The sequence below is a fragment of the Variovorax sp. J22R115 genome (genome assembly GCF_030317005.1).
GTDB lineage: Bacteria > Pseudomonadota > Gammaproteobacteria > Burkholderiales > Burkholderiaceae_C > Variovorax.
In genome coordinates, this window is the sequence record NZ_JASZYM010000010.1 from 220890 (window position 1) to 241254 (window position 20365).

A 20365-nucleotide genomic window follows, 5' to 3' on the forward strand; every position below is an offset into this window, starting at 1 on the left:
GTCGGTGTTGTTCCGGAAATTGTGAGGGAGGCAACCTTGGGCAAAGCCAAAGGTTGGCCATGCACAATCGCCGCGTGCACATTCTGCTGATCGAAGACGACCTCGACTTGGGCCGCGCCTTGCAGGCCGCGCTGAAGGTCGACGGGCTCAGCAGCGAATGGCGCCGACGGGCCGCCGACGCTCCACGCGTGCTCGACGGCAGCGTGTTCGATTGCGTGCTGCTCGACCTCTCCTTGCCAGACGGCAGCGGGTTCGACCTGTTGAAGCGCTGGCGGCGCGAGGGCTCGCTGCTGCCGGTGATCGTGATCACCGCACGCTCCGCGGTCGAGGACCGGCTGGCCGGGCTCGATGGCGGCGCCGACGATTTCGTCATCAAGCCCTTTGCAACGGTGGAGCTGATCTCGCGCATCCGCGCCGTGCTGCGCCGGTCCGCGCGGCAGGCCAGCGAAACCTGGAGCCTCGGCGCGCTGGCGATCGAGCCGCGTCGACACCGGGCCTCGCTCCATGGCGCGCCGCTGGAGCTGTCGCCGCGCGAGTTCCGCCTGCTGCTGGAGCTGGCCCGCGAGCCGGGCGCGGTGGTCGCCAAGGGCGTGCTGGCGAAGAAGCTCGAACCCCTCGGCGAGCCGCTGGACTTTGCCGCGATCGAGGTGCACGTGTCGAACCTGCGCCGCAAGATCGGCGGCGAGCGCGTGCACACGGTGCGCGGCGTGGGCTACATGCTCGCGTCATGAAAGAGATGCCGCACCAGCCGATCGACATCGTCCCCTTCGACCCCCATCACGCGACGGCCGCGCAATGGGCGGCGTACCACGCGTACCGGAGGATCCGCGCCGAGGAGGACATCCCCGGTGAGCCGATCCTGAGCGACGCCGATTTCGAGCATCAGCTGCGCCGACGTCGGCCGACGGACGAATCGCGCAGGGTGATCGCGCTGCACGGCGACCGGGTGGTCGGCAACCTGCTGCTCGAATTCCGCCGCGCAGGAACGCCCGACTACGAAAGCTTCGCGCCCTTCGTCTTCGCCGGTGGGGGCGTGATGCAAGCGTACCGCCGACAGGGCATCGCCACTGCCTTGCTCGGCGCGTTGCTGGCCTTCATGCAGGAGCACGGCAAGACCACGGCGACACTCGGTGCCCCTGCCCCTGAAGCCAACGCATTCCTGCGGGCGATGGGTGCCACGGAAAAGCACCGGGCGGTCGAGAATCGCCTCCCGCTCGACGGACTGGACTGGGACGCGCTCGACCGCTGGCAGGCCGACGCGACCTCAGCGTCGGGCGCGCGCCTGCGCTGGGAGATCCACGCCGGGCGAGTGCCGCTCGACCGCCTCGAGAGTCTGATAGCGCCGTTCACCGTGCTCATCGGCGACATGCCGTTGGGCGCGCTCGACCTGCCGGCCATCCGATACGAACTGCCGGCACATAGGAGCTGGTACGAGGAAATGGATCGCAGCGGTGGAGAGCATCTGGTGGTCTTGCTGCTCGACGGCGATGAAGTGGCTGCCGTCTGCAATGCCCACTGGGAGAAGCGCTTTCCGGACCGCGTGTTCCAGGCCCTCACTGCCGTGGCGCGCCCCTGGCGTGGCAAGGGTCTCGCCAAGGGCGTGAAGGCTGCGATGCTGAAGCTGGTGCGCGAGCGTCATCCGGAGGTCCGGATGATCGTCACGCACAACGCCGAAGTGAATGCGCCGATGCTGTCGATCAACCACCGGCTCGGCTTCGCGGTCTACCGCCAGACCGTCAGCTACCAGATCGACCGCGAGAGCCTGCGGACGCGGCTCGGCGAGCCGCGCGGGGTCAGGCTGCCGCCAGCACCGTCCCGCTGACTTCCCCCAGGCCGATGCGCACGGCGCCTGCGCGTTCGCAGTAGCCGCGCAGGCTCAGGGTGTCGCCGTCTTCGAGGAAGGTGCGGCGCTCGCCGTTGGGCAGCGTGATCGGGTGCTTGCCGCCCAGGGTGAGTTCGAGCAGCGAGCCGGCTTCGTCGGGTTTCGGGCCCGACAGGGTGCCGGAACCGAGCAGGTCGCCCGGCTGCAGATTGCAGCCGTTCACGGTGTGGTGCGTGACGAGTTGCGCGGCGGTCCAGTAGGCGGCTTGCGTGGTGTTGCCGCGCGTGAGCCGCACGGCGCCCTCGCCGGCTTCGCGCATCTTCGCGGTCTGCAGCCAGACTTCCAACGTGATGTCGAGCGCGCCTGCTTCGCTGTTGGCGGGCGAGTCGAGGTAGGGCAGGGGCCGGGGGTCGCCGGCCGGTCGCTCGAACCCCGCGCGGAAGGGCGCGAGCGCTTCCATCGTCACGATCCAGGGCGACAGCGTGCTCGCGAAGCTCTTCGACAGGAAGGGTCCGAGCGGCTGGTACTCCCAGGCCTGCAAGTCGCGCGCGGACCAGTCATTGAGCAGCGTCACGCCGAACAGGTGCTGTTCGGCGTTGGCGATGGCGATCGGCTCTCCGAGCGCATTGCCCTGGCCGACGACGAAGCCCAGCTCCAGCTCATAGTCGAGCCGCTTGGAAGGGCCGAAGCTCGGCGCCTCCGCATCGGGCGCCTTGGTCTGGCCCTGCGGGCGCTTGAAGCGCTGGCCGCTCACGCGGATCGACGACGCACGGCCGTGATAGCCGATGGGCACCCACTTGTAGTTGGGCATCAGCGGCTGGTCCGGGCGGAACAGCTTGCCGACCGTGGTGGCGTGGTGGATGCCGGTGTAGAAGTCGGTGTAGTCGCCGATGCGGCAGGGCACGGTGAGCTCGACGGCCGACTGGGCGAGCAGGGCCGTGCTCCAGGCCGCCTGCTTTCCGCTGCCTTCGCGCAGGCCTTCGGAAAGGGCAGCGCGCAGTGCCTGCCGCTCGGTGGCGTCTTGCGCCAGCAGCACGTTCATGTCATCGGTGTCCACGAGCCCCGCGGCCTTCAGGTCGAGCACCTGGTCGCCGATCGCGACACCGATGCGGAAGCCTTCGCTGCTTCGGGCCGGCCGGAAGCGCCCGAACGGCAGGTTCTGGATCGGAAAGTCGCTGCCGGCCTCGTTGGCCGAGGCCACCCAGCTGCGCAGCTTCGGGTCGTGGGTTGCGTTCAATGTGTTCATGGCTTGTATTGATCCTTGAGGCCGGCCCAGCAGTCGGCGTAGTCCTGGTCGAGCGCGGGGCTTTGCATCGCGAACTCGGTGGGAATGAAGCGGTAGCGGCTCTCGAACATGAAGGCCAGCGTGTTGTCGAGCTTCTGCGGCTTGAGGTCGCTGTGGCTCGCTTTCTCGAAGGCTTCCTCGTCGGGGCCGTGCGGCACCATGCAGTTGTGCAGGCTCGCGCCGCCCGGCTTGAAGCCGCCGGGCTTGGCGTCGTACTCGCCGTAGACCAGGCCCATGAACTCGCTCATGAGGTTGCGGTGGTACCAGGGCGGACGGAAGGTGTCCTCCATCACCAGCCAGCGCGGCGGGAAGATCACGAAGTCGCAGTTGGCCGTGCCGGGCGTGTCGCTCGGCGAGGTGAGCACGGTGAAGATCGACGGGTCCGGATGGTCGAAGCTGATCGACCCGATGGTCATGAAGTGCGCCGTGTCGTACTTCACCGGCGAGAGGTTGCCGTGCCATGCGACGACGTTGAAGGGCGATTGCCTCGTCGGCGCGGACCAGAAGCGCCCGCCCGATTTCTTGACGAGTTCGTAGCCGACGCTCGCATCCTCGAAGGCGGCGACCGGGGCCTGGAAATCACGCGCGTTGGCGAGGCCGTTCGAGCCGATCGGGCCCAACTCGGGCAGACGGAACTGCGCGCCGTAGTTCTCGCAGAGGTAGCCGCGCGACAAGCCGTCGGGCAGCGCGACCTTGAAGACGACGCCGCGCGGCACCAGCGCGATCTCGCCGGGCTTGACTTCGAGGACGCCCATCTCGGTGGTGATGACCAGTCGGCCTTGCTGCGGCACGAAGAGCATCTCGCCATCGGCGTTGACGACGGCGCGGCGCTCCATCGAGCGGCTCGCGAGGTAGACGTGCGCCGCGATGCCGGTCTGCGCCTCGGCGTCGCCGTTGGCGGCCAGCGTGTGGACGCCGTCGATGAAATCGACGTCCGCCTTGTCCAGCGGAATCGGTGCCCAGCGCAGCGGCTCGGGCGGCAGCGCGATCTCGCGGTTCGCGCCGGTCGTCCATTGCGCCTGCGCGTACGGCTTGTAGCGGCCGGACACCACGGAGGGCTGGCGGCGGTACATCCAGGTGCGCCGGTTCTCGTGACGCGGCGCGGTGAAGGCGGTGCCCGAGATCAGTTCCGGATACAGGTCGAAGGGCGCGCGCTGCGGGCTGTTGCGGCCCTGCGGCAAGGCGCCGGGGACGGCCTCGGTGGCGTATTCGTTGCCGAAGCCGCTCTGGTAGCTGAGATCGGCGGATGCTTGGGTCATGGTGTCCTCTCTCTTGAAATTCAGCGGGATGGCGCGGAGGCCTCGAAGGCCTGACGCAGAACGGCGGTCGAGCCGATGTGATTGGCCAGCACGAGCACGAGGCGCGCGTTGAAGGCGTGGCTCTCTTCGGTCGACAGGCCCTGGTGTGCTTCGATCAGCGCCTCGTAGAAGTCATCGGGCGCGTCCAGGTTCGGTGTGGTGATCAGTTCCATGGCTCTATGCCTTTGCCATCGCACGGTCACGCGCCGCGCGCACGGCCTGGGGGGTGGGGTTCCGCCAGCGTGCGCACACGTGCTGGTCGGGGCGCAGGAGGTAGACGGTGCCGGGTTGCGCGTCGTAACGGTGCGCCGCCAGTTCGCCCTCGCCGGTGGCCGCCACTCGCACGATGTGCAGGGGCAGGTCGGCTTGCGCGAGCACACGCAGGCTTTGTTCCGTCACCTCGCCTTCGCCGAAGACAAGCGCCGTGAAGCGCGTTCTGGCCTCGGAGGGCGACGCGGGACACAGCTCGCGCAGCAGCCAGCCCGTGCCGCCATCGGCGCACACGATCGGCGCATCGGCGGCCGGCGCGCCGGGCACCATCGGGCCGACGAAGGCATCGACGTCGGGCGTGTTCAGCGGCGAGCCGCGCAGGGTGGTCGGAACCGACAAGCGCCCGCTGTTCACCAGCGCGCGCGCAAAGGCATGGCGCTTGGAAAGCTCCAGCACCGCATCGCGGAACAACCGGCTGACCTCGCTCTTGGGCGTGATGAAGTCGGTCGCGCGGGTCGAGTTGCGGATGTTCTCGTCGGCCGCGTATTCACGCTCGCTCGCGTAGCTGTCGAGCAGCGCGTCGGGCGCTTCGCGCTGGAGCACCGCGGCGACCTTCCATGCCAGGTTGTCGGCGTCCTGCACGCCGGAGTTCGCGCCGCGCGCGCCGAAGGGCGAGACGCCGTGCGCGGAGTCGCCCGCGAACAGCACGCGCCCGTGGCGGAAATGCTCCATGCGCTGGCAGGCGAAGGTGTAGACGCTGGCCCAGCCGATCTGGAACTGGACCTTCTCGTGGCCGATGCTGTCGAGCAGCGCACGCACGCGCGGGATGATGTTCTCGTGCTTGCGCTCCTCCACCGGGTCGGCATCCCAGCCGAGCTGGAAGTCGACACGCCACATGCCGTCGGCCTGCTTGTGAAGCAGCACACTCTGGCCGGGATGGAAAGGCGGATCGAACCAGAAGCGGCGCTCGGTCGGCAGGTCGGCGTCCATGTTCACGTCGGCGATCAGGAAGCGGTCGCGGAACACGCGGCCCTTGGCCTCCTGTCCGAGCAGCTGACGCAGGTTGGAGCGCGAGCCGTCACAGGCGGCGACGTACTCGCCGGCCAACTGATAGTTGCCTTCCGGCGTTTCGATGGTCAGCAGCGCGTGGTCCGTGGCCTGTTCGACGCCGATGACCTTGTTGTTCCAGCGCAGGTCGATCAGCGGCAGTTCCGCCGCGCGCTCCGACAGATAGCCCTCGACGTAGTACTGCTGCAGGTTGATGAAGGCCGGCCGCTCGTGCCCGGCCTCGGGCAGCAGGTCGAAGCGGTAGACCTGCTCGTCCTTGAAGAACACCTTGCCCACGTGCCACGACACGCCTTTGTCGACCATGCGGTCGGCGCAGCCAAGGCGGTCGAAGACCTCCAGCGTGCGCTTGGCGAAGCAGATGGCGCGCGAGCCGGTCGAGAGCGTGCAGTCGTTGTCGAGCAGCACGACGGGGATCTGCCGCTGCGCGAGGTCGATCGCAAGGGCGAGCCCCACGGGGCCCGCGCCGACGACCACGACGGGATGGCGGGCTGGCGATGCGGCGTCCTGGTCCGCGTGCCGGCGGTAGTCGAAGCGCAGCGACTGGTAGTCGATCGGTGCTTCGGCGGTCGTTGCAGAGGCCCCCATGGCTTCAGCCTTCGAGCGTTTTCCACATTTCGATGTCGCGCTCTGCGGTCCAGATGCGCGGATCGGCATGGCCCGACGCTTCGTCGTAGGCGCGGCTCACGTCGAAGGGCATGCAGTGGTCGAAGATGACCCACTGGCTGTACTTGGGCTTGAGCCTGGCGTAGGTGTCCTTGTAGACCGCATTCAGGTCGCGGCCCGCCTTCACGCCTTCCTGCACGCTGCTGTAGACATCGGCGATGAAGCTGCGCGTGCCGGCCAGACCCTTGGCCACTTCCTCGGGCGTGGTGAGCGCCGCGCCGCGACCGGGCACCAGCGCCTTGGGCTGCAGGGCGGCGATGTTGTCCAGCGTCTGCGGCCAGTCCTGGAAGTAGGCGTCGCCGGCGTAGGGCGTGGCGTCGAACTCGACGAGGTCGCCCGAGAGCAGCGTGCGCTCCTGCGGCAGCCAGACGACGGCGTCGCCCTTGGTGTGGCCGCGGCCGAGCTGAATCAGCTGCACTTCGAGTTGGCCGAGCCACAGCGTCATCTTGCCGGTGAAGGTCATGGTGGGCCAGGTGAGCCCCGGCGGAACGGTCTCGACGTTCTGGAAGAGGCGCGGGAAGCGGCCGATCTCGCTGGCCTTGTCCTGCTCGCCGCGCTCGACGATGAGGTCGCGCGTGTCCTGGCTTGAAATGATGTGCTCGGGCTTGTAGCCGGCGGCGCCCAGCACGCGCACCGCGTGGTAGTGCGTGAGCACCACGTACTTGATGGGCTTGTCGGTCACTTCGCGGATGCGGCGCACCACGTCGGCGGCCATGGCGGGCGTGGCCTGGGTGTCGGCCACGAGCACGCAGTCGTCGCCGATCACGATGCCGGTGTTGGGGTCGCCCTCGGCCGTGTAGGCCCAGGCATGTTCCGAAATCTGGCTGAAGGTGATCTTCTTTTCTTCCAGGTCGGCCTGGCTGGCGAACTTCTTGGTCTCTGACATCGTGGGTCTCCTTGATTTGTCTAAAGTGAACGAATTCGCATGGGACGAATGAGCGGAGTGTAATTCGAGGATTGGATAATGTCTAATGTCTTCTGCATGAACGAACGACGAGCAAGGCCATGAACTCAGACAGCGACCGCGCGCAACGCGGCATCCAGAGCATCGAGGTGGGCGGGCAACTGCTGCGCGCCCTGGTGCACCATGGCCGGCCGATGGCCCTGAAGGACCTGGCGCGCGAGGCCGAGATGTCCCCCGCCAAGGCGCATCCCTACATGGTCAGCTTTGGCCGCCTCGGGCTGATCGAGCAGGACCGCACCAGCGGCCACTATCTGCTTGGACCGCTCGCCTTGCAACTGGGTTTGATCAGCCTGCAGCAAGCCAATCCCGTGCACATCGCGACGCCGCTGATCGCCGAACTGGCGCAGCAGATCGGCCAGACGGTGGCCATCGCCGTCTGGGGCGACCGCGGCGCGACCATCGTGCGCATCGCCGAATCGCCGGCGCCGCTGCACGTGAACATGCGGCACGGCACGGTGTTCTCGCTGACCAATACCGCGTCCGGTCGGCTCTTCGGCGCCTATCTGGATGCTTCCGTGGTGAGGCGGTTGCTGGATGAAGAGCGGCAGCGCGAGCAGAAAGGCGCCGCCGCCATCGCGCTGCAACGGGGCATGCCGCCCGTGCAGCCGCTACCAGGCTGGAAGGCCTTCGAGGCGCAATTGCACGAGGTGCGCTCCCATGGGCTGAGCCGCTCCGAGGGCGAGATCCTGCCGGGCGTGAGCGCGATGTCGGCGCCCGCCTTCGATCACACGGGCGCCATCGTGCTGGCCATCACCGCGATCGGACCGGCCGCCATCTTCGACACGCGATGGGACGGCGACATCGCGAGCGCCCTCAAGGCTTGTGCGGACCAGGTGTCGGAGCGGCTGGGGGCCGTCCCTTCAAGGCCTTGAGCCGCTCGATGCTCCCGGCCGGCCAGTAGTCGGACCGGCTGTAGTACTCCTCCACCACCGGCGTGCCGGGCGGCAGCACCACCCACGGCTGCTTCGTCGTCGTGAAGATGTGAATATCGGGCGGCAGCGCGTCGGGCGTGTCCAGCGTGCCGACCCGCACGAACTTCACCGCTTCGCCGGCGCCCGCATAGTGGCTCCAGAGCGCGATATGGCAGCGAGGGCAGCGCGCGATCTTCTGGCCCTTCCCGCTCAGCGACGGCGTATTCACCAATTCGATCTCGCCTTGCAGCAGTTCGACGCGGTCGCTCTCGATCATCGCGTTGAGCGCGAACGAAGCGCCCGTTTCGCGCTGGCACCAGCGGCAATGGCAGCAGTTCACGAAGAGCGGTTCCGTCGCCATCCGATAGCGCACCGCGCGGCAGGTGCACCCTCCTTCGAGCGGGAACATCAGCGAGACCGTCCGTCGAAGTGCTTCACCGCCACCGCATCGAGATCGATGCCTTCGAGGCAGCGGATATTGACGGCGATGGTCGGTACGCCCTTCGGATCGGTGGCCTCGGCAAACGGGTGGATGCCGCAGGTCTTGCAGAAGCGATGGTGGATGGCGTGCTTGTTGAAGAGATAGGCCCCCACGTTGTCGTCCTCGGGCGTGAGCAGCGTGAACTGCGTGCGTGGCACGAACCACAGCAGCGAGCCCTTTCTCTGGCACATGGAGCAGTTGCAGGCCAACGCGCCCTGGATTTCGCCCTCGACCTCGAAAGCGATCTTGCCGCAGTGGCAGCTACCCTTGTATTTCATCGCAGGTCTCCTTTCATGCGCGCTGGGCCGAAGCCAGGAGTCGAAGTCCCAATGACACTATGACGGCGCCGGCCACCCTGTCGGCCCACGCCTTGTACCGAAGATAGGTTTTCTGCGGCCCCTTGGCGGACAGGGCCAGCGCCACCAGCGCGTACCAGCTGGTTTCGAGCACGAAGACCACCGCCACGATGCCCAGCCCGAACGCCAGCGATGGCGAAGCCGGCATGAAGGCCGCGAACACGCTGGCGTAGACGATGGCCGTCTTGGGATTGCTCAGTTGCGTGGCGAGGCCGAGGAGGAATGAGCGGCCCGCATGGCGACGCGCGCCGGCCTCGCCGCTCTCTCCGGACTGCGACGACGCCATCGACAGCGGCTGGCGCGCGCCGAGCCAGATCCGTACGCCGAGGTAGGCCAGGTAGAGCCCCCCCGCGACTTTGAGGACGATGAAGAGCGTGGGGACGGCCAGCAGCAGCGCCTGCAATCCGGCCAGCGCCGCGAGCGCGAAACATGCGCCACCCGCACCCATGCCGAAGGCCGCGGCGACGCCTTCCAGGCGCGAAAGCGACACTGCCGTGCGCGCGACCATCACGAAGCTCGGGCCGGGGCTCACTACGCCGACGGCCAGCGCGCCGGCGATGCCCAGCAAGGGGAGTAACTGGTTCAACTTCGTCTCCTTACCCCTGGACCGGGGCTCGGAGGTTACTCCAACGGCCTCAGGCCATGAAACCGACGTTCTTGGGATAGTCGATGCCGTTGGCGTTGCCGCCGAAGTTCTTGAGGTTCGGCAGGATGCCCGGTAAGTCGGCCTCCGGCACGCCGAACCACCTGGCGAGCGTGGCGCCGTACTGGTCCACCGAGGTCGTCGGGATCAGCCGGCCCTGGCCCACATGGCCTTCGTAGCCGGCCAGCTTCGCGTCGTTGTTGATGCTGACCACCTGCGGCGTGCCGTAGAACTGCTTGCCGTTGACCGCGCCGCCGACGACGAAGTGGTGGCTGCCCCAGCCGTGGTCGGAGCCATTGCCGTTGCTGGCCAGCGTGCGGCCGAAGTCCGATGCCGTGAAGGCAGTGACCTTGTCGGCAATGCCCAGCGCGGCCGTCTGGCGGTAGAAGGCGGTCATCGCATCGCTCAACTGCTGCATCAGCCCGGGCTGATTGGCAATCAGGTTGTCGTGCAGGTCGAAGCCGCCCATCGACACGAAGAACACCTGCCGCTTGACGCCCAGCGCGGTGCGGCCATGAATGAGCCGGGCCACCATCTTCAGCTGACGCGAGAGGTTCGTGTTCAGCGCGCCGAAGGAATCGACCGGGAGCGCAGCCGAGAGCGCACCGGTGACGGTCGTCTCGGCTTCCACCGCGCGCTTGGTCACGCGGTTGTATTCGTTCTCCAGCATGTGGCTGCGTGCTTCCTGCACCAGCTGCGCCATCGCGGAGCGCACCGAGGCCGACACATAGCCGCTCGTGCCCTTGACGCTGTTGATGCCGACGGCGCCGCTGGTGCTCACCTGGTATTGCAGCGCCTGGTCGCCCGAGAGGAACACCGCGTTGCCCGAGACGGACATGCAGGTGAAGAGCGAGTTGGTGTTCTGCGACAGCGCCAGGTCGCCGAGGTTGCCGCCCCAGCCCACCGTCGAACCTTCCGGCGACGACGACTGCCAGGTCGACTGCTGGTCGTTGTGCGAGAACAGCTTGGGCGGCTGCGGGTAGAGCTTCTTGTTGCTGTTGTTGTACTGCGCACGATTGAGCGGCACCACCAGCGGGCCGACGTTGAGCTGCACCGCGACCTTGCCGTCGACGTTGAAGAGGTCCGCGAGTTGGGTCATCGCCGGGTGCAATGCGTACTGGCGAGCGCCCGCCAATGGCGTGGTGGGCGTCAACAGCGTCTTCGCGACATCCATGTCGTTCTTGGCGATGGCGATGCCGCCCGAGGCTTGCGGAACGCGAATGGCGCTGTAGGCGGTGTAGCTGGGGTCGTCGTAGGTGATGACGGTGTTGGCGTAGTCGTTGCCGCCGAAGAGGAACACGCACACCAGCGCCTTGTAGTCATCGCCGGGCGCGGCCTGCGCGGCGGCTTCGCCCATGGCGGCCAGGTTGAGCGCGAAGGGCAAGGCGGTGCCGGCCATCGCCAGCTGGCCGGTGCGGCGCAGGAAGGCGCGACGGCTGTGAGCGGCAGGATCGATCAGGTACATCGCGCGGTCCCTTATTTCTGGATCAGGTAGGAGGGCGAAGCCATCACCATCAGCACGGCGGCATATACGCGGTTGAGCTTGACGGCATCGGTGCTGCTGGCGGTCACGGCAGGCGTACCGAGGGCGTTGGCGATCAGCGCCTGGGTGGCGTCCGACAGCTGGTTGCCCGTGAGCAGCAGGTTCAGGCGGCGCACGAGGCCCGCGGGGTCCAGCACCAGTGCGAGTTCGCCCGCATAGGTCGCGTTCACGTCCTTGCTGTTCCTCGGCAGCGCGTCCTTCATGTAGTTGAGGTAGCCGCCGACGCTGGTTTCATTGACCACCTGGAATTCGGGCGCGACCATCTTCGCACTGGCGATCGCCGTCGAAGGCGGCACGTAGCCGGGGCGGAAGAAGTTGAAGACCGAGGGCGAGCGCAGCGGGCCCTGGCCGAGCTGGCTGTTCGGCTGGGAGAGGTCGCCGATCTTCCAACTGCCGGTGGTCGACACGGCGCCGAAGGTACGCGCCCATTGCACGAAGCGCAGCATGGGCTCGCGCAGTCGGCCGAAGGTCGGCTCGCTCAGGCCCGCAGGGCTGCGCGCCTCGTTGTCGAGCAGAACGGCCGCGAAGACGCTCTTCATGTCGCCGCGCACGCCGGAGCCGTTGTCCGCGAAGACGTCCGACACGCGCTTGACGTAGGCCGGGCTCGGGTTGCTGGTCACCAGGCGCTGGATCAACTGCTTGCCGATGAAGGGGCCGACGTTCGGATGGTTGAACAGCGTGTCGAGCGCGATCTTGAGCGCGGCCTTGCCCTCGGTGCCCGCCGGCACCGTGGCGCCGAGGAACTTCGCTTCGAGCGTTGAATGTCGCGAGGCCGTCAGCGCCATCGGCCGCGTGGTCCACAGGTTGCTTTCGGCGATGGAGCCGTCGGGACGGGTGAAGCCGCCCGCGGTGCCGCCCTTCTCGTCGGTGCGGATGTCCAGGTCGTAGCCCGTGAAGACGCGCGCCAGGTTGGTCACGTCGTCGAGGGTGTAGGTGTCGAGCGGCGCGCCGTCGGCGCCGGGTTTGAGGGTGCCGTCTGCGTTGAGCTGGTAGAGCCCGATGCTCATGAGCTGCATGACCTCGCGCGCATAGTTCTCGTCCGGCTGCCGGCCCTGGGCGTTTTCCTTCTGGTTGCCTTTGGTGTTGAGGTAGTAGCCCATCGCGGGGTTGAGCGTCACGTCCTCCAGCAGCTTGCGGAAGTTGCCGGTGACGCCCGCGACCAGGGTGTCCCAGTACTGCGCCATCAGATGGCTGGACCAGTTGGAGCCGATGTCGGTGGACGACACGACGAAGATCTCGGTCAACGCGAGCGCCATGCGCTTGCGGAAGCCGTCCGGCGCCGTCATGAGCTGGTTCCAGATCATGTCGTCGGTGTTGACGCTGCCGTAGGGCTTGCCCGCGATCCACTCCCAGCCGGTCTGCGTGCCGGGACGGTCGGCCTCCTCGCCCAGCCAGACCAGGTAGCCCTTGCTGCGCACGGCGGCGATCTCCGCCTCGGAGGCGGAGAACTGCGACTGGAGGAGGAAGCGCGCGGCCTCGTCGTCGGTCTTCGCTTCCCGATAGACGTAGGTCTGGGCGGTCGGCGTGCTGGCCAGCGCGGTCAGGGAACCGGCCTGAACGCCTGTGCCGGCGCCCGGCGCGGCAAACCCGCCGCCTCCGCTGCCACCCCCACCACCTCCGCATGCCGCGAGGGCGGCAGCGGAGGCCAGTGCGGCCGCGAGCGGCAGCGGGCTGTGCGACTCCGCTGCGGGGGCCGGCATGGATGTCTGGTCCGCGCGCGCCGAATCATCGGTCGCCTCAGCGCGGCCGGTTGCGATGTTTTCCACCATGGAACTACTCACTCCTCGGCGCTGGGGCGCCGCTTTTTCCAGGCAAGTGTCATGCCCAACTCGCGCCACGGCCAGAGGGCTTCAGGAGGAGGTCAACGGGACATTATTTGTTAAGAAGTGTGACTTTTTCGTCACTTCGCCGCCAGCAACGGCTTGGCGCGGCGCGGAATGTCGCTTCAGGACTTCGCGGCTTCGAGCCCGTCGCGGGTGCGGATCGCTTCGCGCCGGGCGGCCTCGGCAAAGTCGTCGCCCGAGGAGGCGTAGCAGATGGCGCGCGAGGAATTGACCACGATCGGCGCATCCGTGCGCCAACCAGCCCGCACGGTGGCGACCGCATCGCCGCCCTGTGCGCCCACGCCAGGGATCAGCAAGGGAACCGTGGGTGCGAGGGCCCTCACCCGTTCGATCTCGGCCGGGTAGGTGGCGCCGACCACCAGGCCCAACTGCCCGTTCAGGTTCCATGGACCCTGCGCAAGCCGGGCCACGTGTTCGTAGAGAAAAGGCTCGCCTTCCACGCCCGCAAGGCGCTGACCCTGCAGATCGGCGCCGCCCGGATTGCTGGTCCGGCACAGCAGGAAAGCACCCTTGCCATGGTGGCGCAGATAGGGCTCGACCGAATCGAAGCCCATGAAGGGCGAGAGAGTGACGGCGTCGGCGCCGTAGCGCTCGAAAGCCTCGCGGGCGTACTGCTCGGCCGTCGAGCCGATGTCGCCGCGCTTGGCATCGAGGATCGTGGGCACGTGCGGCGCGTTGCGGCGCATGTGCTCCATGAGCTGCTCCAGCTGCCCTTCGGCCCGGTGCGCGGCAAAGTAGGCGATCTGCGGCTTGAAGGCGATCGCGAGATCGGCCGTGGCATCGACGATACGGGCGCAGAAGTCGTAGATCTTGCTGGCATCGCCCTTCAGGTGGGCGGGAAATTTCGTCGGTTCGGGGTCGAGGCCGACACACAGCAGCGAGCCGTTTTGGCGCTCGGCGGCGCGCAGCTTTTCCAGGAAGGTCATGGGGCGGAATTTTAGGCGCGCCGGCTCAGGGCGGCCCGGCGACGGGCTCAGCCCGCGCGTTCGAACTGTTCGGCGGCCAGGCAGAGGTCGGCCCAGGCGCGGCCCTTATCGCCCGGGTTGCGCAGCAGATAGGCAGGGTGGTAGGTGGCGACCACCGGCGGCGCGTCCTTCACGCCGGGCAGCATCGCTACCGGCACGGCGCGACCGCGCAGCTTGCCGAGCGGATCACCGCTTTGCAGCAGGCTTTGCGCCGCCAGCGGACCCATGGCGAGCACGAGACGCGGCGCCAGCGCGGCAGCATGCTCCGCGAAGACATCGGCGATGGGGCGCGGGCTGTCCGGCTGCCCCGAGGCCACGCCCCGGTGCGTGCGCATCAGGTGCACGGGCGTCTCGCCGCCGTTCAGTTGCAGGGCGCGCAGCATGTTGTCGAACAGGCGTCCCGCGTCTCCGGCAAAGGGCTCGCCGTGGCGGCCGTCGAGTTCCGGCGGCATGTCCGTGACGATGAGCCAGCCGCCTTGCGGTGCGGCTGCGTCGCCATAGAGAAGCCGTGGCGCATCGACGAGGATGGAGGCGCCGTGGGTCAGCGCGACCGGCGCGCGCGGGGCCATCGCAGGTGCCGCCGCCGGCTCGGCTGCCAGGGGGCGCACCGGCGCGGCCGGCGCCACGACCCGAGGTCGAGCTTCCGCGGCGGCTTCGCCCACTGCGGGCGCTTCCGCCACGGCAACAGCCGGCGCTTCGACCAGCTCCGTCGCCGGCCACCAGAAGAGCTTGATGCCCATCTCGTCCAGCATCGCGCGCTGCCGCGCATCGAGGCTCATTCCACTCGTCGTCATTTCAAGCCTCCCCAGGCGCTATTGGATTCTTGCAGGCGCAGGCTCATCACCACTGCGTCCTCGCGGCGACCGTCGTGGGCCGGGTAGTAGCCCTTGCGCATGCCGACGCGGCGGAAGCCATTTCGTTCGTAGACCGCGAGGGCGCGCGCATTGCTTGCGCGCACTTCGAGCCACAGCCATTGGACGTTCTGCCCGCGCGACCATCCGGCCAGCGCCTCCAGCATCAGCGGCGCCCATCCTTGCCCATGGAAGGCCGGCGCCACGGTGATGTTGAGCAGGTGGACTTCATCGACGCCCTTCATGGCGACGAAGTAGCCAATCAGCGTTTCGTCTTCGATGCGACCCACGGCCCGGCTCCACAGTGCGCGCACGCCAGTCTGCGACGGCGCAGCCTGGCTGTCGGCGGCAGGCGCCACGAGGCATTGGCAGTGATAGCCGGCGGCCAGGGAGTCGGTGAAGTTGGCCTGCGTCCAGGGATGGGTGAACGCCGTCTGCTCGATCGCGCAGACGGCGGGGACGCGCTCGACCGTCATCGGTTCGAGGCGGGCTTCACGCGGCTGTTGCAGGACGGCGCTCATGGTGAATGCGTGGCCGCCGCCTTGATGGCGGCGCGCTCTTCGGTAGTCTGCGCCACTTTATCGCGAACGTAGAGAGGCCAGGCGTCCGCCGGCGCGACGGTGCGGCCCGCGGCCAGCAGCGCGGGCGCGAGGCGCAGCAAGGCCGCCGCTGTGGGAAGCACTTCATGCCGCGCCGTCGCGCGCGGGAGGCGCTCGCCGTAGGCCGCGAAGGCATTGCCCGCCAAAGCCCAGCCGGCCGGCACGACAACGGCTTCGGGCGCCAGCAGTTCCGCTTCGCTCGCGGTGACTTCGAGGCCGAGGTCGTAGCACGCCGTGTAGACCTGCTCCATCCGCGCATCGAGCACTGCGACCACACGCTCGATACCAAATCGATGGCGCGCCTCCTCGGCGACGGCATGGAGCGTGTCGATCGGCAGCAGCCGCACGCCGGCGCCGAAACCCAGGCCCTGTGCGACCGAGCAGGCCGTGCGCAATCCGGTGAAGGAACCAGGCCCGCGGCCGAAGGCGATGGCATCGAGTTCGACGAGCGTCAGGCCGGCTTCGACGAGCAGTTGCTGGATCAGCGGGATCAGCGTCGATGACGATTGCGCGCCGCCGATGCCGCTGTGTTCCAGCAACGTGTCGCCGTGCCGAACGGCGATCGAGAGTGCCTCGGTGCTGGTGTCGAAGGCGAGCAGCTTAGGCATCGATACCGCTCCTCGCCGCGGAGGCCACCACGGGGGCGGTCGTCTTCACGACGGCCGCACGGCTGCGCTGCACGCCGAACAGGATGCCCGCGGTGACGAGCAACAGACCCGCGATCAGGTTCCAGTACAGCGGTTCGTCCAGGAAGATCACCGCGCCGAGCGCCGAGAGCCCCGGCACCAGGGCCGTGATCATGGTGGAACGCACGGGGCCGAAATACTGAATCATCCGCGTGAAGGTAATGCCCGAGATGACGACCGAGCCCACACCCTGGAACAGCATCTGAAAGGCGATCTCGCCGACAGGCGCCGTATCGAGCCGGCTTGCCACCGCGCCGAATGCCGCCAGCAGCGCATAGACCGGCACATAGGTCATGAAGGCGAAGACCGTGATGGCGATGGTCGCGCGCACGGCGTCGAGCCCGTGCTTGCGCACCACCACGCTGTAGCAGGCCCAGCAGAAGGCCGCACTCATGAACAGCAGGTCGCCCTTCCAGATCGCGCCGCCCTCCAGCGCGTGCAGCAGGCTGGCGCCGCCGACGAAGAGATCGCCCAGGACGATCAGCGCCAGGCCCAGGGCGCGTCCCGGCGTGATGCGGTCGCGCAGCACGATGGCCGCGAGCACCGCCGTCCACAGCGGCAGGCTGCCGGGCATCAGGACGGACGCATGGACGGCCGGCGCAAAGACGAAGCCGGTGTAGGCGAGCAGCGCATAGGCCAGGCCGCCGAAGACACCGGCGATCGCGGTGAGGCGCAGCGGGAGCGGCGACAACCCGAAGAACGAGCTTTGCGCGGTCGGATCGCTCGCGCGCGCGCGCATCACCAGCCAGGCGCCCCAAGGCATCAGCACCAGGCTGGCGCCGCAGATGCGGGCGAATGCGATGTCGAAGGGGCTCAGCGACCGGCCGGCGGAGGCCCGCGCGATCACGATGAAGGCGGTCCAGACGAAAACGGTGACGATGGCTGCGCCGATGCCGATGGTGCGGGGAGAAAAACGGGGAGCAACGGGCATCGAGGGATTATCGGCGCGGTGGCCATCGCTCCCCCCAGGCTAGCCCACTTCGTGTGGCCGCCCACCCCCTGCCGGGGGCAACACCAGCGGCCCGGCAAAGCCGGTTCCGCGGTGTTTCTGGTATGGGCGCGTCGGATAATCGCGGGGATGTCTTGCTTGCCTCTTGTCTTGCGGCGCTTCTGTCGCGTGCTTCCGGTTGTTTTCGCGCTCTCACTGGCGCCGTTTCACGTTGGGGCGCAAGCGCTTCCCAACGAAGTCGATGCCGCGCTGGTCCGCGCGAAGGTGCCGCGCGATGCCGTGACGATGCTGGTGGTCGACGCCGAGGGCATCCGCCCGCCCCGGCTCGCCTGGCGCACCCAGACGCAGGTCAATCCGGCGTCGATCATGAAGCTGGTCACGACCTATGCGGCGCTCGATCTGCTGGGTCCGGCGTTTACGTGGACGACACCGGTGTACGTCGACGGACCAGTGCGCAACGGAGTGCTCGAAGGCAATCTCTATATCAGGGGCCAGGGCGACCCGAAGCTCGTGCTGGAACGGCTGTGGCTCCTGCTACGCCGTGTGCAGGGCCTGGGCATCCAGAGCATCAATGGCGACATCGTGCTGGACCGCAGCGCGTTCGAAGTCGCGGACACCGACCCGTCCGCCTTCGACGGCGAGGGCCTGCGCCCTTACAACGCCGCGCCCGACGCGCTGCTGATCAATTTCAAGTCGGTCGTCATGACCTTCGTGCCCAACCGCGCGACGCAGACGGCGCAAGTGAGCTTCGAGCCGGCACTGGCCGGCGTGACCGCGCAAACTACGGTGCCACTCTCGGCCGGGGAGTGCAACGACTGGCGCACGACGCTGGCCGCCGACTTCGCCGATCCGGCACGCCTCGGCTTCGCGGGCAGCTTCCCGGCCGCCTGCGGCGAGAAGGTCTGGCCCGTGGCCTACGCCGATCCTCGCAGCTACGCGGCGCGCGCGGTCGGCGGGCTCTGGATCGAGATGGGCGGCCGCATCCAGGGCGTGGTGCGCGAAGGCCGCGTGCCTGCGGAACTCAAGCCGGCCTTCGAACTGCCCTCGCCGCCGCTGGCCGAGGTGATCCGCGACATCAACAAATACAGCAACAACGTGATGGCGCAGCAACTCTTCCTCACGCTGGGCTTGCAGCAGAAGAGGCGCGGAACGCTCGACGGCGCGCGCTCGACCATACGCCAATGGTGGAACGACCGCATCGGCACCGGCGAAGGGCAGCCGGTGTTCGACAACGGATCGGGCCTCTCGCGCGAGGAGCGCATCAGCGCGGCCGCGCTTGCGAAGATGCTGCAGGTGGCGTGGCGCTCGCCGGTGATGCCCGAGCTGGTGTCGTCGCTGCCGGCTTCGGGTGTCGACGGCACGCTGCGCAAGCGCGGCCTGCGCTCGGGCGGCGCGGCCCACCTCAAGACCGGCACCTTGCGCGACGCTGCGGGCGTGGCCGGCTACGTGCATGCCGCGAGCGGCCGGCGCTATGTGGTCATCGCCATCGCGAATCACGCCAACGCCGTCGCGGCGCGGCCGGCCTTCGACGCGCTGGTCGACTGGGCAGCGCAGGACAACTGACCGCCGCCACGTGTAGGCGAACACCGCTTGCGCGGCTTGCCACCCCTGCCCAGAATCGAGCGCGAATCCGATGCAAATCACAGCAGGAGACAAGTCCATGACCCGACTGCCCGCACTCGCCCTCTCGGGCATCGCGCTCCTCCTCTCCGGCTGTGGAGGCGGCGACCACAACAACTTCGTGTTCAACGTGCCGTCCGCGGTCGATTCGGGACGCGGCTCGGTCGTGACGTTTCCGCCCGAGCGAACCAAGCAACTGTCGCTCAACGATTTCACGGCGCTGCTCGCCTCCACGCCCCAGGGAACGCAAATACAGCAGGTGACGGGGGCCGCCAAGTGCGGAGTCGACATCCGCTATCTGGAGTACCGCACCGTCGGCGGCCAAGGCGAGGAAACCAATGCCACGGCCGCCATCATGGTGCCCACCGGCAGCGACGCCGTCTGCAACGGTCAGCGCCCGACGGTTCTGTACGCCCACGGCACCACCCCGGCGCGAGACTACAACCTCGCCAAATGGACCGAGGCCAACCAGCCCGCCGCTGGCGAGGGCCTGATTGTCGCGGCCATGTTCGCCGCACAGGGCTACATCGTGGTGGCGCCCAACTACGCGGGCTATGACAAGTCGACGCTTCCCTACCACCCCTATCTCAACGGCGACCAGCAGGGCAAAGACATGGTCGACGCGCTGGCCGCGGCCCGCAAGACCTTCTCGGTGATCAGCGCGTCCGACTCGGGTGCCTTGTTCATCACGGGCTATTCGCAGGGCGGCTACGTGGCGATGGCGGCGCACCGCGAGATGCAGACGACCGGAAAAACGGTGACGGCCTCGGCACCCCTGTCCGCGCCCTCAGCCATCGCCCTGCTGACGGATTACAGCTTCAGCGGCTGGCCGGCGCTGGCCTCCACGATCTTCACCCCCTTGCTTTCGACCAGCTGGCAGAAGCAGTTCGGCAACGTCTACACAGCCACCAGCGACATCTACGAAGCGCAATACGCGCCGGGCATCGACACCCTGCTACCCAGCCTGACGCCGATCAACACCCTGTTCCAGACTGGAAAGCTGCCGCCCCTCGCGCTCTTTCCGGCCAACGCCGTGCCGGGACCGATCAGCCCTGCGTTCTCGTTCTTCTACGGCCCCAACAACCTGGTCAGGCAAAGCTACCTGACACAGGCCGCCAACGACATCCTGGCCAATCCCTGCGCCGGCAATGCCCTGCCGGCGACGGTGGCATCGCTGGGCACCACGGCGCCGCTCAACTGTCAGCCGTTGCTCGGCTTCCGCAAGGCAGCGGTGGCGAACGACCTGCGCAACTGGCTGCCGACCCGGCCCATGTTGATGTGCGGCGGCGCCAACGACCCGACCGTGAACTTCCTGAGTACCCGCGCGACCGCCGGCTACTTCCGCGCCCGCGGCGTGCCGGCTGCGGCGTTGACGGTGGTGGACCTCGAAGACGGCGCCACGACCGATGCCTTCTCGTCCGCGCGGGCCGGTTTCGCCGCCGCCAGGGCCAGCGTCGTCGCGAATACGCCCGGCACGCCCGCGGACCAGGCGCAGGCCGTCGCGCTGGCGTACCACGGCACGCTGGTGATGCCGTTCTGCCTGGCGTCGGCCCGGGGCTTCTTCCAGGGCGTGCTCGCTTCAGGACTCTGAAGCGGAACTGTGGGAT

General features: G+C 68.0%; 20 protein-coding genes. 5 read left to right on the forward strand and 15 right to left on the reverse strand.

What is annotated here, in order from left to right; genetic code table 11:
• Window positions 1–74: 74 nt before the first annotated feature.
• Together QTI04_RS19200 and QTI04_RS19205 are read left to right on the forward strand one after the other, a co-directional pair.
• Window positions 75–731, forward strand: a complete 657-nt coding sequence (locus QTI04_RS19200; RefSeq protein ID WP_286617128.1) for a response regulator transcription factor — start codon at window positions 75–77, stop codon at window positions 729–731.
• Window positions 728–1822, forward strand: coding sequence for a GNAT family N-acetyltransferase (locus tag QTI04_RS19205; protein WP_286617061.1), 1095 nt, complete (start codon window positions 728–730; stop codon window positions 1820–1822). Before QTI04_RS19200 ends, QTI04_RS19205 begins: the two co-directional genes overlap by 4 nt.
• On the opposite strand, the gene fahA is transcribed toward QTI04_RS19205, so the two are convergent.
• The 5 genes from fahA to QTI04_RS19230 are packed head-to-tail and all read right to left on the reverse strand — an operon-like array spanning window position 1794 to window position 7232.
• A complete protein-coding gene (gene fahA, locus QTI04_RS19210; RefSeq protein WP_286617062.1) occupies window positions 1794–3068 on the reverse strand; it encodes a fumarylacetoacetase in 1275 nt (424 codons plus the stop codon). The two genes, QTI04_RS19205 and fahA, sit on opposite strands and share 29 nt — an antisense overlap.
• A complete protein-coding gene (gene hmgA / locus QTI04_RS19215) occupies window positions 3065–4366 on the reverse strand; it encodes a homogentisate 1,2-dioxygenase (protein ID WP_286617063.1) in 1302 nt (433 codons plus the stop codon). The genes fahA and hmgA overlap by 4 nt, the downstream gene beginning before the upstream one ends.
• A gap of 20 nt (window positions 4367–4386) precedes the next feature.
• Window positions 4387–4578 carry a DUF2783 domain-containing protein gene (locus QTI04_RS19220; RefSeq protein WP_286600146.1) on the reverse strand — a complete coding sequence of 64 codons (192 nt, stop codon included), beginning with the start codon at window positions 4576–4578 and terminating at the stop codon, window positions 4387–4389.
• Between the two features lie 4 nt (window positions 4579–4582).
• Window positions 4583–6268 (reverse strand): FAD-dependent oxidoreductase, encoded by a 1686-nt coding sequence (locus QTI04_RS19225; RefSeq protein WP_286600149.1) that lies wholly within the window; start codon window positions 6266–6268, stop codon window positions 4583–4585.
• Window positions 6269–6272: 4 nt separating this feature from the next.
• Complete coding sequence (locus QTI04_RS19230) at window positions 6273–7232, reverse strand: MBL fold metallo-hydrolase (protein ID WP_286617064.1); 960 nt, start codon at window positions 7230–7232, stop codon at window positions 6273–6275.
• A gap of 119 nt (window positions 7233–7351) precedes the next feature.
• Here QTI04_RS19230 and QTI04_RS19235 point away from each other — a divergent pair, with 119 nt between their 5' ends.
• Window positions 7352–8182, forward strand: a complete 831-nt coding sequence (locus tag QTI04_RS19235) for an IclR family transcriptional regulator (RefSeq protein WP_286600151.1) — start codon at window positions 7352–7354, stop codon at window positions 8180–8182.
• Here QTI04_RS19235 and QTI04_RS19240 read toward each other — a convergent pair.
• The 10 genes from QTI04_RS19240 to QTI04_RS19285 form a co-directional block, all read right to left on the reverse strand.
• A complete protein-coding gene (locus tag QTI04_RS19240) occupies window positions 8124–8630 on the reverse strand; it encodes a GFA family protein (protein WP_286617065.1) in 507 nt (168 codons plus the stop codon). The genes QTI04_RS19235 and QTI04_RS19240 overlap by 59 nt on opposite strands.
• Complete coding sequence (locus QTI04_RS19245) at window positions 8630–8980, reverse strand: GFA family protein (protein ID WP_286617067.1); 351 nt, start codon at window positions 8978–8980, stop codon at window positions 8630–8632. The genes QTI04_RS19240 and QTI04_RS19245 overlap by 1 nt, the downstream gene beginning before the upstream one ends.
• 13 nt (window positions 8981–8993) lie before the next feature.
• Complete coding sequence (locus tag QTI04_RS19250) at window positions 8994–9644, reverse strand: LysE family translocator (RefSeq protein ID WP_286617068.1); 651 nt, start codon at window positions 9642–9644, stop codon at window positions 8994–8996.
• 49 nt (window positions 9645–9693) lie between these two features.
• A complete protein-coding gene (locus tag QTI04_RS19255; RefSeq protein WP_286600158.1) occupies window positions 9694–11166 on the reverse strand; it encodes a DUF1501 domain-containing protein in 1473 nt (490 codons plus the stop codon).
• Window positions 11167–11177: 11 nt separating this feature from the next.
• Window positions 11178–12944, reverse strand: coding sequence for a DUF1800 family protein (locus QTI04_RS19260; RefSeq protein ID WP_286617070.1), 1767 nt, complete (start codon window positions 12942–12944; stop codon window positions 11178–11180).
• Window positions 12945–13189: 245 nt separating this feature from the next.
• Window positions 13190–14014, reverse strand: a complete 825-nt coding sequence (gene pyrF, locus QTI04_RS19265; RefSeq protein WP_286617072.1) for an orotidine-5'-phosphate decarboxylase — start codon at window positions 14012–14014, stop codon at window positions 13190–13192.
• A 47-nt stretch (window positions 14015–14061) separates the two neighbouring features.
• Entirely contained in the window at window positions 14062–14847 is a 786-nt protein-coding gene (locus tag QTI04_RS19270) for a uracil-DNA glycosylase family protein (RefSeq protein WP_286617073.1), read from the reverse strand.
• The gene (gene rimI, locus QTI04_RS19275) at window positions 14844–15425 is read right to left on the reverse strand and encodes a ribosomal protein S18-alanine N-acetyltransferase (RefSeq protein ID WP_286617075.1); all 582 of its coding nucleotides are present in this window, start codon (window positions 15423–15425) and stop codon (window positions 14844–14846) included. Before rimI ends, QTI04_RS19270 begins: the two co-directional genes overlap by 4 nt.
• Window positions 15422–16111, reverse strand: a complete 690-nt coding sequence (tsaB, locus tag QTI04_RS19280; protein WP_286617077.1) for a tRNA (adenosine(37)-N6)-threonylcarbamoyltransferase complex dimerization subunit type 1 TsaB — start codon at window positions 16109–16111, stop codon at window positions 15422–15424. The genes rimI and tsaB overlap by 4 nt, the downstream gene beginning before the upstream one ends.
• The gene (locus QTI04_RS19285; RefSeq protein ID WP_286617078.1) at window positions 16104–17120 is read right to left on the reverse strand and encodes a DMT family transporter; all 1017 of its coding nucleotides are present in this window, start codon (window positions 17118–17120) and stop codon (window positions 16104–16106) included. Before QTI04_RS19285 ends, tsaB begins: the two co-directional genes overlap by 8 nt.
• Before the next feature lie 147 nt (window positions 17121–17267).
• On the opposite strand from QTI04_RS19285, the gene dacB reads away from it, so the two are divergent.
• Entirely contained in the window at window positions 17268–18701 is a 1434-nt protein-coding gene (gene dacB, locus QTI04_RS19290) for a D-alanyl-D-alanine carboxypeptidase/D-alanyl-D-alanine-endopeptidase (protein ID WP_286617079.1), read from the forward strand.
• Between the two features lie 97 nt (window positions 18702–18798).
• Complete coding sequence (locus tag QTI04_RS19295) at window positions 18799–20349, forward strand: S9 family peptidase (protein ID WP_286617081.1); 1551 nt, start codon at window positions 18799–18801, stop codon at window positions 20347–20349.
• Window positions 20350–20365 lie beyond the last annotated feature (16 nt).

Bases quoted from the DNA above. Each gene is read 5' to 3' on its own strand.
- rimI (WP_286617075.1), bottom strand. From the start codon at position 15,425: ATGAGCGCCGTCCTGCAACAGCCGCGTGAAGCCCGCCTCGAACCGATG.
- QTI04_RS19285 (WP_286617078.1), bottom strand. From the start codon at position 17,120: ATGCCCGTTGCTCCCCGTTTTTCTCCCCGCACCATCGGCATCGGCGCA.
- QTI04_RS19240 (WP_286617065.1), bottom strand. From the start codon at position 8,630: ATGTTCCCGCTCGAAGGAGGGTGCACCTGCCGCGCGGTGCGCTATCGG.
- QTI04_RS19235 (WP_286600151.1), top strand. From the start codon at position 7,352: ATGAACTCAGACAGCGACCGCGCGCAACGCGGCATCCAGAGCATCGAG.
- QTI04_RS19260 (WP_286617070.1), bottom strand. From the start codon at position 12,944: ATGCCGGCCCCCGCAGCGGAGTCGCACAGCCCGCTGCCGCTCGCGGCC.
- QTI04_RS19270 (WP_286617073.1), bottom strand. From the start codon at position 14,847: ATGACGACGAGTGGAATGAGCCTCGATGCGCGGCAGCGCGCGATGCTG.
- QTI04_RS19230 (WP_286617064.1), bottom strand. From the start codon at position 7,232: ATGTCAGAGACCAAGAAGTTCGCCAGCCAGGCCGACCTGGAAGAAAAG.
- QTI04_RS19220 (WP_286600146.1), bottom strand. From the start codon at position 4,578: ATGGAACTGATCACCACACCGAACCTGGACGCGCCCGATGACTTCTAC.
- QTI04_RS19255 (WP_286600158.1), bottom strand. From the start codon at position 11,166: ATGTACCTGATCGATCCTGCCGCTCACAGCCGTCGCGCCTTCCTGCGC.
- QTI04_RS19295 (WP_286617081.1), top strand. From the start codon at position 18,799: ATGACCCGACTGCCCGCACTCGCCCTCTCGGGCATCGCGCTCCTCCTC.
- fahA (WP_286617062.1), bottom strand. From the start codon at position 3,068: ATGAACACATTGAACGCAACCCACGACCCGAAGCTGCGCAGCTGGGTG.
- QTI04_RS19245 (WP_286617067.1), bottom strand. From the start codon at position 8,980: ATGAAATACAAGGGTAGCTGCCACTGCGGCAAGATCGCTTTCGAGGTC.
- QTI04_RS19225 (WP_286600149.1), bottom strand. From the start codon at position 6,268: ATGGGGGCCTCTGCAACGACCGCCGAAGCACCGATCGACTACCAGTCG.
- tsaB (WP_286617077.1), bottom strand. From the start codon at position 16,111: ATGCCTAAGCTGCTCGCCTTCGACACCAGCACCGAGGCACTCTCGATC.
- pyrF (WP_286617072.1), bottom strand. From the start codon at position 14,014: ATGACCTTCCTGGAAAAGCTGCGCGCCGCCGAGCGCCAAAACGGCTCG.
- QTI04_RS19205 (WP_286617061.1), top strand. From the start codon at position 728: ATGAAAGAGATGCCGCACCAGCCGATCGACATCGTCCCCTTCGACCCC.
- hmgA (WP_286617063.1), bottom strand. From the start codon at position 4,366: ATGACCCAAGCATCCGCCGATCTCAGCTACCAGAGCGGCTTCGGCAAC.
- dacB (WP_286617079.1), top strand. From the start codon at position 17,268: ATGTCTTGCTTGCCTCTTGTCTTGCGGCGCTTCTGTCGCGTGCTTCCG.